The sequence below is a fragment of the Siansivirga zeaxanthinifaciens CC-SAMT-1 genome, from assembly GCF_000941055.1.
GTDB lineage: Bacteria > Bacteroidota > Bacteroidia > Flavobacteriales > Flavobacteriaceae > Siansivirga > Siansivirga zeaxanthinifaciens.
In genome coordinates, this window is sequence record NZ_CP007202.1 from 2,268,633 (window position 1) to 2,283,073 (window position 14,441).

At 33.3% G+C, this 14,441-nt stretch carries 14 protein-coding genes; 4 read left to right on the forward strand and 10 right to left on the reverse strand.

The genetic code is table 11. The features are described 5' to 3' along the window. Positions 1-13: 13 nt before the first annotated feature. Positions 14-298, forward strand: coding sequence for a hypothetical protein (locus AW14_RS10285; RefSeq protein ID WP_044638725.1), 285 nt, complete (start codon positions 14-16; stop codon positions 296-298). A 53-nt stretch (positions 299-351) separates the two neighbouring features. Here AW14_RS10285 and AW14_RS10290 read toward each other — a convergent pair whose 3' ends face one another. The 9 genes from AW14_RS10290 to AW14_RS10330 form a co-directional block, all read right to left on the reverse strand. Then, positions 352-921, reverse strand: a complete 570-nt coding sequence (locus tag AW14_RS10290) for a hypothetical protein (RefSeq protein ID WP_044638726.1) — start codon at positions 919-921, stop codon at positions 352-354. Between the two features lie 18 nt (positions 922-939). After that, a complete protein-coding gene (locus AW14_RS10295; RefSeq protein WP_044638727.1) occupies positions 940-3,339 on the reverse strand; it encodes a TonB-dependent receptor in 2,400 nt (799 codons plus the stop codon). 31 nt (positions 3,340-3,370) lie between these two features. Beyond that, entirely contained in the window at positions 3,371-3,703 is a 333-nt protein-coding gene (locus AW14_RS10300; protein ID WP_044638728.1) for a hypothetical protein, read from the reverse strand. Then, positions 3,703-4,197, reverse strand: coding sequence for a DUF6787 family protein (locus tag AW14_RS10305; RefSeq protein WP_044638729.1), 495 nt, complete (start codon positions 4,195-4,197; stop codon positions 3,703-3,705). Before AW14_RS10305 ends, AW14_RS10300 begins: the two co-directional genes overlap by 1 nt. A gap of 35 nt (positions 4,198-4,232) precedes the next feature. Next, positions 4,233-4,670 carry a DUF6146 family protein gene (locus tag AW14_RS10310; protein WP_044638730.1) on the reverse strand — a complete coding sequence of 146 codons (438 nt, stop codon included), beginning with the start codon at positions 4,668-4,670 and terminating at the stop codon, positions 4,233-4,235. A 124-nt stretch (positions 4,671-4,794) separates the two neighbouring features. Then, positions 4,795-5,430, reverse strand: a complete 636-nt coding sequence (locus AW14_RS10315; protein WP_044638731.1) for a DUF937 domain-containing protein — start codon at positions 5,428-5,430, stop codon at positions 4,795-4,797. A 104-nt stretch (positions 5,431-5,534) separates the two neighbouring features. Beyond that, on the reverse strand, positions 5,535-6,485 hold the full coding sequence (locus tag AW14_RS10320; protein ID WP_044638732.1) for a D-2-hydroxyacid dehydrogenase: 951 nt from the start codon (positions 6,483-6,485) through the stop codon (positions 5,535-5,537). A 106-nt stretch (positions 6,486-6,591) separates the two neighbouring features. Beyond that, a complete protein-coding gene (gene serC, locus AW14_RS10325) occupies positions 6,592-7,656 on the reverse strand; it encodes a 3-phosphoserine/phosphohydroxythreonine transaminase (RefSeq protein ID WP_044638733.1) in 1,065 nt (354 codons plus the stop codon). Positions 7,657-7,731: 75 nt separating this feature from the next. Continuing rightward, positions 7,732-8,790: an acyl-CoA reductase gene (locus AW14_RS10330; RefSeq protein ID WP_044638734.1), complete on the reverse strand. Its 1,059-nt coding sequence runs from the start codon at positions 8,788-8,790 to the stop codon at positions 7,732-7,734. A 65-nt stretch (positions 8,791-8,855) separates the two neighbouring features. On the opposite strand from AW14_RS10330, the gene AW14_RS10335 reads away from it, so the two are divergent. Beyond that, positions 8,856-9,209: a 4Fe-4S dicluster domain-containing protein gene (locus AW14_RS10335; RefSeq protein WP_044639606.1), complete on the forward strand. Its 354-nt coding sequence runs from the start codon at positions 8,856-8,858 to the stop codon at positions 9,207-9,209. 66 nt (positions 9,210-9,275) lie between these two features. On the opposite strand, the gene AW14_RS10340 is transcribed toward AW14_RS10335, so the two are convergent. After that, complete coding sequence (locus AW14_RS10340; protein WP_044638735.1) at positions 9,276-11,954, reverse strand: TonB-dependent receptor; 2,679 nt, start codon at positions 11,952-11,954, stop codon at positions 9,276-9,278. A 314-nt stretch (positions 11,955-12,268) separates the two neighbouring features. Here AW14_RS10340 and ychF point away from each other — a divergent pair, with 314 nt between their 5' ends. Both ychF and AW14_RS10350 read left to right on the forward strand, forming a co-directional pair. Then, positions 12,269-13,363, forward strand: a complete 1,095-nt coding sequence (gene ychF, locus AW14_RS10345; RefSeq protein ID WP_044638736.1) for a redox-regulated ATPase YchF — start codon at positions 12,269-12,271, stop codon at positions 13,361-13,363. A gap of 127 nt (positions 13,364-13,490) precedes the next feature. Next, entirely contained in the window at positions 13,491-14,390 is a 900-nt protein-coding gene (locus AW14_RS10350; protein ID WP_044638737.1) for a DMT family transporter, read from the forward strand. Positions 14,391-14,441: the final 51 nt, after the last annotated feature.

The window sequence follows — 14,441 nt, forward strand, 5'->3', positions numbered from 1 at the left end:
ATTTTTTTAATAAATGAATAAATATAAAATACTAATTATAGGAATTATATGTGATGCTATAGGAATGGTATCGTTTATTATTCCGGGCATTGGTGAATTTTCAGATGTTGTTTGGGCACCACTTTCGGGATGGATCATGACGAAACTTTATAAGGGTAATGCTGGTAAAGTAGCAGGGGTTATAACCTTTGTAGAAGAAGCTCTTCCTGGTTTTGATATTATACCCTCGTTTACACTTATGTGGCTGTATACCTATGTTTTCAGTAAAAAAGGAAAGATTAAAGAAATTAAGCAATAAAAAAAAGAGGTCGCTTAAACCATTAAAACGACCTCTTTTTAATTAAATGTGAATTATTGAACAGAAATTGGAAATACTACTTGTATATCTGTTTCTCCTCCAGCATTTGTAATGCTTCCAGAACTTACACCAGCCGCCAATTTATTTGGTTCGTGGCGTAATGTAATAGTTAAATTGCTTGAACCTAGCGTTGTTGATGTAGTTAAATTAAATTTTAAACCTACAGGATTACCATTACCATCTGCATCAGCATAAGTTACTGTAGCAATGTTATTACTTAATTGAAAAAAGAACTGGTGCTCATCGTCTTCTTCTTCAATTTCTTCATTAATATTTTCTGCGGGTGATTCCGTTTCGTTTAAAAGTACTAAGCTGCCATTATAAGTTTTATTAACAGAAAAAGGGCCGGAAACTGTAATTACAGGGGCATTTGGGCCATCGCCATCAAGGTCCCTTGATTGCAAGGTTATGGTATTACCGCCACCAACTGGCACTAATGTTGCTGTAATGGTTGTTATTACTTCTTCTTCATTTACAGCAATTGGGTCGTCATTTTCACAGCTTGTTAATGTGAAAGTTATTGCTAGTAATAATAAAATTGATGCTTTTTTAAATGTTTTCATTTTGAATTTTTTTAATTGTTAATAATTTATTTTTAATTGTAACATAAAATTTCTTCCTAAGTCATCGGCGAAATATCTTAATCGGTTAAGGTATTCTCTGTAAGAAGTATTAAAAATATTTGTAATATTAAAACCAATATTGAGGTTTGTTTTTGTTGATAGTTTTAATGTAATATCACTTTGAAAATGCAATAAATGATAAGTAGGTGGCGGGGAGCTAACATCTACCAATACTGTTTCTTGCGAAGTAGGTATAAAGGTTTCAAAATTAAAATTGGTAAAATCATTTTGTCTTAAAACTAATTCACTTTGCAATTCGGCATTAAAAGATTTCCATTTTTTGTTTGAATACCCTAAAATATTTACTGTTTTAAACGAAGGGATATCAATCAAAGCTTGTTTTTGGGTTAAATCTCTGCCTTTTATAAATGCGGTTTTATTACTTAAAAACCAGTTATCGTTCATAGCATAACGTACGGTAACATCTAAACCTAATAATAGCGCATTAGTTTGTGTATAATCCCAAACAGGAAACGCCCCCCTAATGGTTTGTTCTGTTCCAGAGGGTTTTATAAAAATATAATCGCTAATATGGTTTACAAAACCTTCTAAATTCAAATTAAATGGATTATTTTTAAATTGATAACTCGCGGCTATCCTGTTTGAGGTTTCTTGTTTTATACGTAAATCGCCTAATTCTATACGTGCGGCAGAATGATGCAAACCATCACTAAATAATTCTGATGGATTTGGCGCTCTTTTAGACAGTCCGTAATTAAAAATTAATGAATTATCATCATTTATTTGATACGAAATCCCCGCAGATGCTGAAATATTATGATAGTTGAACACTGGGTTTGTAAGTAACTGTGTTCCCAAATCATCAATTACGATATCTGCAAAATCTATATTGTAGCCAAGATTATTCCATCGACTAGTAATGTAAAATTTCTTCGCATCCAATCTGGTAAAATCATAACGCACCCCTAAATCCAATTGGGTTTTATCGCTCAACTTATAATTTGAAATGGCAAAAACACCAAAATCATATTTGTTATAATCTGGAATTAAACGGCGCACGCCTGTATCTGGATTTGCAAAATTATTTTGATAGCCTGCATTAAATCCGAATTCGTAAATAGCGTTGCTAATAGCATCAATTTTTAAGTTGGTTCTTAATGTATGGGTTTTAAGAGTTAAATCGATAGCCGGTTTATCTCTGTCTGCACCTACACGAATATCATACTCAAACCGCTGGTTGTTTTGGAAATCGTATTGTATTTCCAATCTTCCAAATTTTTTAAACCGTTTGTAAAAATCTGCTTTAATGATTTGATGGGTTACATCTTGTCTTGGAGCGTCAATATTATAACTAAAATCTCTAATAACTAGGGGTTTCAAGCTGTTTATACTATTTACTAAATCTGAAATGTTACCAATATGCGCAGCTCTTAAAATAGCAATTTCGTTGTTTAAAAAGCTATAGTAGAGGTTGAAGCCTTTTTCAAAGGTTTTAAAACCTGTATTTACAGAAAACCCTCGAGAATTCATGCCCGTATTCGTTAAACTGTAATTAGCAGCTTCGAAATCGCCAAAGCGTTTTACCGATGCCTGAGTACCAACATACCAACCTTCCTGCCAGGTTTTTGTTAAAGAAGATGTAAAACTATAACCCCGACCATTAGTTTGTCCGCTGGTAATCGTTTTTCCGTAAAGGGAATCCTTAAAACTCATGTTTAAAGGTTTCATAACAATAACACCTCCTATGGCGTCTCCACCATAAGCCAGTGCATTGGCACCTTTTATAACGTTTATACTGCCAGCTGTATTTAAATCTATATTTGGTGCATGCTCGACACCCCATTCTTGGTCTTGTAAACGCACGCCATTGGTCATTACAATAATTCTACTGCTATGTAAACCATTAATTACGGGTTTAACTATAGTATTTCCGGTACTTATAGAAGAAACACCAGAAATTTGTTTTAAAGCATCACCAAGACTGTAAGCGCTAAAACGTTCTAGAGCATTGGTTTTTAAAATAGATTCTTGCGAAGACTTGGCTGTTGTAAATGTGGTATGACCATCAATTTTAACTTCATGAAGTTCTTCTATATGGTGTTCCATATAAATTTCACGATAGGTATTACCGTTAACAGTTACCTCCAAACGTTTGGTATCGCACGCCAAATGAGATATAGACATGATGAGATTTCCATCACAGATATTGACGATTGTAAATTTACCGTTAATATCTGTAGTGGTGTATTTATTTAGATTTTCAAAAAAAACAGCGGCTCCAACTATGGGCGTGCCATCATGAAAATCTTTTACTTCTCCAAAAAAAGTAGACTTGCAGTTTTGACTATAAAGTGTGCTTATAAAACAACACACTATAATCACTAGGTTATATTTCATTGTTGAGATTTTAGTTTAAAAAAAAAGACTTTTAAACTAATGTAGGCGGTCCTCTTAGAGAAAAAGATAAAGGCCGATAATTATTAAGAAATTTGTATGTTATTACAGGTATTTTATAAATAGCAGTTTCATGAAATAAAGTATAATATGCTATTGAGAAATAATAATGATTATTTAGTTTAAACTTATAAAAATCGCAATCGTTATTAATTTCGTGTAAATGTGTTGTTTTTTCACCTTTACAAATATCGTGTTTGTGGTGCGCAAAAATATGAGCAAATTTTGTGGCAGTAGGCAATAAAAGTAAGGCACCTAAAACCAGTGTTAAAATTTTAATAACGATATGTTCTCTTATTTTATGCACTATTCTATGAAACGTTTAAAACCGATTCTTCGCAACATTTTCTTTTCGAAATTCCAGAAGAAATTAAATTGACCAAAAAGCCATCCTATAAACACTAATAATATTTGATAGAAAATAAATCCAATAATAATATATAAAACCCAATAAATAAAAGGATTTAAATTTTCTTTAGTAATTCCCATAAGTTTTATAATGGGTCTGCTTACAAAAATAGAAGAAGATCCTGTTGAGGCAAAAACTAAAAAAATACTAATTAATTCCCAACGATAAGTAACTTCCCATTTAGACTCAAGCTTTTTAAAAATAAAAAGGGTGAGTTTTAATAAGGTATAAAAGATAACACAACTTAAAAGTATGGTTAAGAGTACATGAACATCTTTAAAAAAAGCAGCGGTTAATTTATAGGAAGCGTACGCCAAGACAACAGTTCCAAGCAAAGGAAAAATGAGTTGCCAATTTCGTTCGATATTCCAGAGTTTTTTTAACTTGTTCAAAGTGAAATTTTGCTGCAAAAATAACTAAAACAAATTTAAATACGAGGCACAAATGGTCCTAATCTTTGTTTGTAGTGCAATTGAAAGTAAATAAAGTAATTATATAATTGATAATTAACATCATATCCGTAATCTATGTTTGGTCGATAATCAATTTGGAGTTCATACAAATTCGGGTCAAATTGTTGTGGTTGTAAAACTCTATAATTCCATTCATTTACATAAATTAAATTTCTGTTTTCTAGAAAGGATTGCGAGTAAAACCCTTTAGGCTGCGCTCTGCTGGCTAACCAAAAGTTAAATCCGGGTTCTATAATGATGATTTCATATTCTAAATCTTCATTTTTTATACTCACTGTATCATTTTCTTTTAAAGCCAATAGCGACTCCTCTTTATTGTTAGTTGTGCTTTTAGGCGTATTACAAGACAAAGTTAAAAGGATAATTACTACGAGCATTAACGATGTTTTCATGGCATGTCATTTTAGTTTAAATTACAAAAAAAATCTCACGATACTTATGTTTTAAATTGTTTTTAACAAAAAAAGAGCCGAAATACATTCGGCCCTTTAATTAATTTATAAGTTTATATGTAGTTTATTTTCCAAACAAACCACCTATTAAGCCGCCTAAGCCACCTTTCTTTTTGTTTCCGCCAAGTACCATACCCGCAACATCATCAATAACGCTACCATCTCCATCGGCATCTAGAATAGATTCTAAAAAGCTTTGTTCTTGTTTTTGTGAGTTTCCTTGGATGAGTCCGCCTAGTAAATCTTCAATACCATTTGAGCTATTTACATTTTGCTTTTTGGCCTGATTTCCTAAAATTCCCATTAAAATAGGCGCAGCCACTTTTAAAATTTGAGCAACAGAACCCGCATCCAATCCAGATTTGGCTCCTAAAATATTTTGAACATTTTGTTGTTTATCGCCTAATACATGTCCTAGAATTTTTTCTCCATCATTTAAAACATTGGCATCAACGCCGCCATTAAATAAACCACCAAGATTATCTAAGATACTTCCGTCATGTTTGCTGTTTATAGCATTTAAAAGGCCTTCGGCACCTTGTGGTGATGACGCATTGCGTTTCATGGCCTGCATTAAAACAGGTAAAGCCATGGTTAAAACATCTTGTGTTTTGTTTTGTGGTTGATTGGTTTGGTTAGACACACCACTAATAATTGTTTTTCCTAAATCGCTGTTTAGTAAATCTAAGATTCCAGACATAATTTATTTTTTGAAATTTAAAGTTTAATTAGAAAGTGTAAAATACAAAAAAAGTCCTACACATAATGTATAGGACTCTTATATTACGTTTTGGTCACAATTATTTAACCAAGAATACTAATAATTTGTTCTGCTAATTCAGTTCCAATTCTATCTTGAGCTTCATTAGTAGCAGCACCTGTATGCGGTGTTAACGATAAACCTGCATTCATTAATAATTGAATTTCTGGTTTTGGTTCGTTTTCAAAAACGTCTAAAGCAGCACCGGCAACTTTTCCACTTTCAATAGCTTTTACTAAAGCAGCCTCATCAACTACACCACCACGAGCCGCATTTGCTATAAATACACCATCTTTCATTATTTCAAATTCTGGAGCACCAATAACATATTCTTTTTGAGCTGGTACGTGTAACGTTATAAAATCGGCTTGTTTTAAAACCTCTTCTTTTGAAATGGTATTAATTTCAAAATTTACTTTTTGACCATCAAAAAAGTCTAACTCTAAATTTGCTTTTTCTAAGAACGGGTCGAAAGCAATAACTTTCATACCAGCACCTAAAGCCACTTTTGCAGTAGCCTGACCAATACGGCCAAATCCTAAAACACCTAATGTTTTACCTTTAAGCTCTGTTCCTTTAGCGTAAGCTTTTTTAAGTTTACCAAAACTGGTATCGCCTTCTAGTGGCATTTCTCTGTTAGAGTTATGTAAAAAACGTGCTAATCCGTAAAAATGACCAAACACTAATTCTGCAACAGAGTGCGAAGAAGACGCCGGTGTATTAATAACGTGAATACCTTTGCTTTTAGCGTAATCTACATCTATATTATCCATACCAACACCACCACGACCTATAATTTTTATTCCAGGACAGGCATCAATAAGGTCTTTGCGCACGGTTGTTGCACTACGTACTAATAAAACACTTATTTCTTTTTCGTTGATATAATTAATTAATTGTTCTTGTGCTACGGTTGTTGTTATAACTTCGTATCCGCCTTTTTCTAAGGCTTCTTTACCAGTTTTAGAAATACCGTCGTTTGCTAATACTTTCATTTAAATTTTGTTTTTTTATTCCCACGAAAGTGAGAATCTTATTTTTATGTTTAATTGCGTTTTATTTTTGTTCATTTCCATTGTTTTGAAAATGAAAAGGCTGTTTTTAAGCTTTGCTTTCTAGTTCACTCATTACCTCAACCAGTGTTTTTACACTTTCAATTGGTAAGGCGTTATACATAGAAGCTCTGTAACCACCAACACTTCTGTGACCATTTAATCCGCTTATTCCAGCTTCTTTTAACATGGTTTCAAAAGTTTCTTTTAAATTTTCGTTTTCTAAAGTAAACGTTGCATTCATTATAGAACGATCTTCTTTTGTAGCAAAACCTTTAAATAACGGGTTTAGATCTATTTCAGAATACATTACGTTGGCTTTTTTCTCATTCAGTTTTTCAACAGCAGCGATGCCACCTAAACTTTTAATCCATTCTAAGGTTAGCATCGATGTATAAACCGCAAATACAGGCGGTGTGTTGTACATACTTCCATTAGAGATGTGTAATTTATAATCCATAATTGAAGGAATTTTACGAGAAACTTTCCCAAGTATGTCTTCTTTAATTACAACAAGTGTTGTACCAGCAGGACCCATATTTTTTTGCGCCCCTGCGTAAATTAAATCGAATTTAGAGAAATCTAAAACACGCGAAAAGATATCGCTACTCATATCGCAAACCATTGGTATTGGCGAGTTAGGGAATTCTTTTATTTGTGTTCCAAATATGGTATTGTTTGAAGTACAATGGAAATAATCGTAATCTTCTGGAATATCGTAACCTTTAGGAATGTAGTTAAAATTTGCGCTTTCAGAAGATGCTACTTCATAAATGTCGTCTAACATTTTAGCTTCTTTAATTGCTTTTTTACTCCATGTACCTGTGTTTAAGTAACCAGCTCTTTTTTCTAAAAGATTCATAGCTACCATTAAAAATTGAGTGCTTGCACCTCCTTGTAAAAACAAAGCTTTATAACCTTTACCTTCTAACCCTAAAAGCTCTAAAACTAATGCTCTGGCATTTTCCATGACATCAACAAAAGCTTTACTTCTGTGGGATATTTCAAGTAAGGATAAACCTTCGTTATTGAAATCCATTACAGCATGAGAGGCTTTTAATAATACTTCTTGAGGTAAAATGCTTGGTCCAGCACTAAAGTTATGTTTTTTCATGATTTTTTTGATGTTAAGGATACAAAGTTGCTAATTAATTGCTAATTAAGTAATGAAAATTCAATAATTTTTTTATCAAATTGCTAATAAAAATTCAACAGAATCGACACTATCCGCATAATCCCAAAGTTCTGGTTTTTGCGTGTGGCCAAATGCAATTTCGTTTTCAGAAAATCCTTTCGCAACAACACACTGAATTTTGTTTACATCGGCTTTTAAACGCTGTTTTAGTTGCTCAATATCATCATAATATTCATAAAAAACAGTGGCAATAGGTGAGGCATAGCTAGGGTCTTCTTTAATCATTAAAAAGCCATTTTCAAGCATGTCAAATTCACTCATTAAATAAACCGCTTTGTTGTAATCGTAGTTATTGGCGTATTTGGCTTTTTCAATAATGGGATGCCAATGGTAAATACCATTGAAGAACGCATCAAAATTGTAATTTTTAGGAATAAATATTTTAGAAACGTTTCTGCAACCTAAACCATAATATCTAAAGATATCTTCGCTTAAATTTTTCATTTCTGCTTCGGTTTCGTTACCTGTTAAAACCGCAACCGAGTTTCTGTTGTTTCTTATTATAGACGGTTTGTTTTTAAAATAGTATTCAAAATATCTGGCTGTATTATCGCTTCCAGTAGCAATAACGGCGTCAAAATTTTCCATTTTACCATCGGTAAAATGTATGGTTCCTTTAAATTGTGGTTCTACAAATTCTAGATATTTTGCCAGATACGGAATTAAGTGTTTATCGTTTGATGATTGTTTAACCAATACATGGTGCCCAGTTATTAAAACCGACAGAAAATCGTGAAAACCAACTAAGGGAATGTTTCCTGCCATGATTATGGCCACCAATTTAGGTTGAACATTAGAAATATTATAAGGTTTTAACCAGGTTTCTAAGTTTTCTTCGGTTAATAATTTTGACCAGCCCTCTAGAGAAAACCGCATGTTTTCGTCGGTAAACCAACCATTGTTTTCTTGAGCCAGTTTTAATTGATGTTTAAATCCGTCGAAGAAAATTTCATTATGTTCAATATTTTCTTTCTTTTGAATTGTATCTTTAGAAAATTGACTTAAAAAGTCTCCTAATTTTGCAAAAGCCTTAATTCTTTCCTGTAAATCCATTCTGTAATTTGGTTATGAATAGTTTTGGCGTTATTTTTGTTGCAAAGTTAGAAAGAAAAAACGCTATGGCAATTATTATAACAGACGAATGTATAAATTGTGGTGCTTGTGAACCTGAGTGCCCAAATACAGCAATATATGAAGGCGCAGACGATTGGCGCTACAAAGACGGAACCAGTTTATCGGGTAAAGTTGTATTAACCAACGGTACCGAAGTCGATGCTGATGAAGCCCAAGAACCTATAAGTGATGAGCTTTATTATATTGTACCAGATAAATGTACAGAATGTAAAGGTTTTCATGACGAGCCTCAATGTGCTGCCGTTTGTCCGGTTGATTGTTGTGTACCAGACGATAACCATGTAGAAACTGAGGAAGAGCTATTAGCTAAACAACGTTTCATGCATCCTGAAGGATAAAAATTAAAGTTTATTAATAAAAAAATCCCAAGTTTTAACTTGGGATTTTTTTATGCTTTATAAGTATTAAAAACTATAATTTAGTTTAGCATAGTAAAATGAGCCACTAAAGCCCATTTGTACAGAATCCCAATAGCCTCCAGCTTCTGTCCAGTCATCTTGCTGATCTGGATAAATATTAAATAAGTTGTTGCTACCAACGTTTAATTTTAAGCTTTCAGATAGTTTAAAGCCTAAGTTTAAATCGGTAACAATTTTGGCACTATATGTATCGGTTGCAGCTTCAATAAGTTGGTCGAAACCACCATAGTTCGCAGGATCTTCAAACATTTGAAAGTCTAATAATTCAATCTCACTAAAACGCGTAAATGTTAATGCCGTATCAAACCAGCTTTTATCATAATTAAGATTTAAGCTTAATTTACTTTTTGGAGCCGATGCCAATAAAAAGGCTTTATCGCGCTCACCAAAGAAAGTTTGTTCATCTAAAGCACCATTTTTTACTTTATCAATTTTCATGTCGTTAAAGTTTCCTAAGAATGAAGCACCAAATGAGCTTCCATTGTCTAAAGTAGTTTTCCATGCTAGAATTACATCTAAACCAGTTGTTTTTGTGTCGGCACCATTAGCAAAAAATTGTGCAGCTTCAACATTATCTATTTGTGGTGCATCAAAGTTTCCTGTTAATACAATACGGTCTTTTACTTTAATAAAATACCCATCGACAGTTGCTGTGAAATCTCCAAATTTAGCTGTAAAACCTAAAGCGCTGTTTAAGGCTTTTTCTTCTTTTAAAGGCCCAATACCAAACGATGCTGTTACAGGACTGTTGTTAGGCGATAGTAAAGACTCTAAAGCTTGTCCGCCCACAAAGTTGGTAAACTTTAAGTTGTAATAAATTTGCGCTAACGATGGCGCTCTAAAACCAGTACTTAACGACCCTCTAATATTAAAATTATCGGTAGCTTTTAAACGAGCTGCTAGTTTACCATTAATAGTGCTTCCGAAATCGCTAAAGTTTTCAAAACGTGCTGCTGCGCTTAACAAAAAGGCATCGGTAATATCGAATTCTGCATCGGCGTATAAAGACATGTTGCTTCTTCCGCGGTCTACAACATTCGCAGGACCATAACCCGGAAACCCTTGCGAACCTCCTGGTCTAGGATTGCCCATATCGTCTTCGGCTTGTGTTTGATTTGCAGGATCGGTTATTAAAATGCCGTTTTCGGTGTAAATTCCATAAGAAGCTTCTTCACCAGCATAAATTTCAAATTGTTCGGTTCTGTATTCTGCTCCAAAAGCTAAGTTCATACCACTTAATACATCATCATAATACTTAGAGAAATCGAAGTTTATGGTATTCTGACTTAAGCTATGGCCACCGGCATCAAAATCGGTTGGAGAAATATCTTCTAAAGAAGCATTTAATGTTCCTTTAATAAAGTAATGAAAATCGTTTTTACCGTAGGTATTACTTATGTCTATTTTCCATCCAGAAGCTGTTGTTGTTCTCATACCTGCAGAGATGGAACTATCTATAATATTTGAAGTAATTCTAGGAGTAAATCCGTTTGGATAAATAGATTCTACAACACGCTCACCGCCATTTCTTGTAAAGGCATAAGCATCGGTATCTCTGTAATTTCTACCACCAAAGGCATAGAATTCGGTATTTTCTGAAACAGGAATTAACACGTTTCCAAAGAAATTAAACGCATCGATAGCCGCTTCACCAAAACCTTTTCTAAATTCAAATGCAGGTCGTAAGGTTTTGTTTTTACTTAAATATTCGGTTGTGAAATTAGCGTAGCCTTCTTTACCTATTTTAAATCCGTAATTAGCGGTTACTTTTACAGAACCACCATCAAAATTTTTATCTTTTCCAATAGCATTACCATCTTTTTCGGTATCTAAGCGGAAGCCATCGGTATTCCAAGCACCATATTCGCCAAAAGCACTAATATCGACATCGGCGTTTGTATTATAAGCACCATAACTTACACTTCCTGTTAGTTCGTCGATATTATCTTTTAGAACAATATTGATAACACCAGCAATGGCATCAGAGCCGTATTGAGCCGAAGCACCATCTCTTAAAATTTCGATGCGCTTAATAGAAGCTGCTGGGATGGCATTTAAATCGGTACCCGTATTACCACGACCTCTGGTACCAAAAATATTTATTAACGACGATTGGTGTCTGCGTTTTCCATTAATTAATACTAAGGTTTGGTCTGGACCTAAACCACGCAGCGATGCAGGATCGACATGGTCGGCACCATCTGAACCCGATTGTTTGTTCGCATTAAACGAAGGCGCGGCATATTGCAGCATTTCGTTAATTTCAACCTTACCAACTTGGGTTGTAACATCGGCAACATCAATAACATCAATGGCAACAGTCGTATCGACTGCAGTTCTTTTAGGGCTTCTTGAGCCTACAAGTACCACTTCATCTAAATTTACACCATCTTCTAATGTAACATTTATTGTGGTTTGTCCGTTAACTGCAATGCTTTTTGAATTAAATCCAACATAACTAAAAGTTAAGGTCGCATTTTTACCAACTGTAATCATGTATTTCCCATCAAAATCAGAAATAACACCATTAGTTGTGCCTTCCTCTATAACATTAACACCCGATATGGGCATACCTGAAGTATCGACTATGGTACCCGAAACATTTTGGCTTTGAGCGATGTTAATACTAAATAGTAATAATAAACAAGCGTAAAGAATTTTCATATAAATGTGTTTTTGAGTTAGTTATTGCTAATTTATGTTAAAAAAATGTGAAATGTGTGTTTTGGGTGATTTATGTTTGTTGAAAAACTAGAAAAACATTCATTTTTTTGGTTTTAAATTAATAACTGAGTTGATATTTTTAATTTTTTTTATTCAAACTATAAAAATGATGCATATTTAATGACGCTTGTTTTTTGACAAATTAAAGATTTTACCTATTTAAAAACACCCCAATTAATTTAAAACATTATAAATTTAAATTTATACCAAATTAAAGCGAAGTATATTTATATTTGCAGCCTTAAAATATACACATGAAAGCAGGCATTGTAGGATTACCTAATGTAGGGAAATCGACTTTATTTAATTGTTTATCTAACGCAAAAGCGCAAAGCGCAAACTTTCCTTTTTGTACTATAGAACCTAATGTAGGTGTTGTAAATGTTCCAGATCCACGTTTAGAGAAATTAGAGGAATTGGTTAAACCTGTACGCGTACAACCCGCAACGGTAGAGATTGTTGATATTGCAGGTTTGGTAAAAGGTGCTAGTAAAGGAGAAGGTTTAGGAAACCAGTTTTTAGCCAATATTAGAGAAACCGATGCTATTTTACATGTTTTACGTTGTTTTGATAACGATAATATTGTGCATGTAGATGGTAATGTAAATCCTATTAGAGATAAAGAAACTATCGATATGGAGTTACAGTTAAAAGATTTGGAAACCGTCGATAAAAAATTAGATAAAGTTAAGCGTGCGGCTAAAACAGGTAATAAAGAGGCGCAAAAAGAAGAAGCTGTTTTATTAAAAATTAAAGCAGGTTTGGAAGCCGGAATATCTGTTAGAGCTTTAGAATTTTCTGAAGAAGATTATGTTGATTTTGTGAAACCTTCTCAATTTATTACAGAAAAACCAGTAATGTATGTTTGTAATGTTGATGAAGGCTCTGCAGTTTCTGGAAACGCTTATGTAGAACAAGTACGAGAAGCTGTTAAAGATGAAAAAGCCGAAGTATTAGTTTTAGCCGTTGGTACCGAAGCCGATATAAATGAGTTAGATGATTACGAAGAACGCCAAATGTTTTTATCTGATATTGGATTGGATGAAGCAGGTTCGGCAAAATTAATTCGCGCTGCATACAAGCTTTTAAACCAGCAAACTTATTTTACTGCCGGTGTGAAAGAAGTTAGAGCATGGACTATTGATATTGGAGCAACAGCACCACAGGCCGCTGGAGTTATTCATTCCGATTTCGAAAAAGGATTTATTAGAGCCGAAGTTATTGGTTACGACGATTATGTTGCTTATGGCAGTGAATCTAAAGTTAAAGAAGCTGGTAAAATGCGTGTTGAAGGAAAGAATTATATTGTAAAAGATGGCGATATTATGCACTTCCTTTTTAATGTTTAACAAACGTATTATTAAATATTTAAACCCGATGTTCATTATTTGAACATCGGGTTTTATTTTTTTTTGAACATCGTAATTTTTAAATTATTAATTAATCTGATACGAATCACAAAAGTATCTTGGTTTCATGAAATCAAAAAAAGACTTTCTTTACGGTGTTCTAGTCGGTGTTTTAGGCGTTGTGCTTTTCTCATCGAAAGCGGTCATGGTTAAATTGGCTTACAATTATCAAGCCGATGCGATTAGTCTTTTGTTGCTTAGAATGTTGTTTTCTTTCCCTTTTTATTTAGCTATTTTATATAACTACAGAAACACTAAAACCGATATTACCATTGTAAAGAAAGATTATTTGTGGATTATATTTTTCGGTTTCGTTGGGTATTATTTAGCTAGTTATTTCGATTTTGTGGGTTTAACCTATATAAAAGCAAGCTTAGAGCGTATTATTTTGTTTTTATACCCAACCTTAGTAATCCTTTTAAATAAGATTTTTTTTAAACAACCAATTACCAGAATTCAGGCGCTTGCAATTATTTTAACCTATTTGGGTGTAGTTATAACCTTTTGGGATGAAGTTGCAATTTCTGGTGCTTCCAGTTATTTGGGCGGCTTTTTTATTTTATTAAGCGCCATTACATATGCATCGTATTTGGTTGGTAGCGGCTGGTTAATTCCGAAATTCGGGGTTATTAAATTTACGTCTTATGCCATGCTGGTATCTTGTTTTTGTGTTTTTATTCATTACCTAATCATAAGTAATGTGAATCTTTTTTCGTTTTCTTGGCAGGTGTATGTTTACGGATTTCTAATAGCGCTCTTCGCTACCGTAATACCTTCATTTTTAGTTTCTACCTCTATAAAAATGATAAGTTCTTCAAATTTTGCTATTGTTGCAGGAATCGGACCTATTTCAACCATTATTTTGGCTGCCATATTTTTAAATGAAACATTAACACTTTTGCAGTTTTTTGGTGCATTGGTTGTAATTTTAGGTATCTTGCTGGTATCTATTAAAAAATCTAAATAGCTGTTAATAAAGGTTCTCAACAAATTAGAGAATATATTGTTAATTACTTTG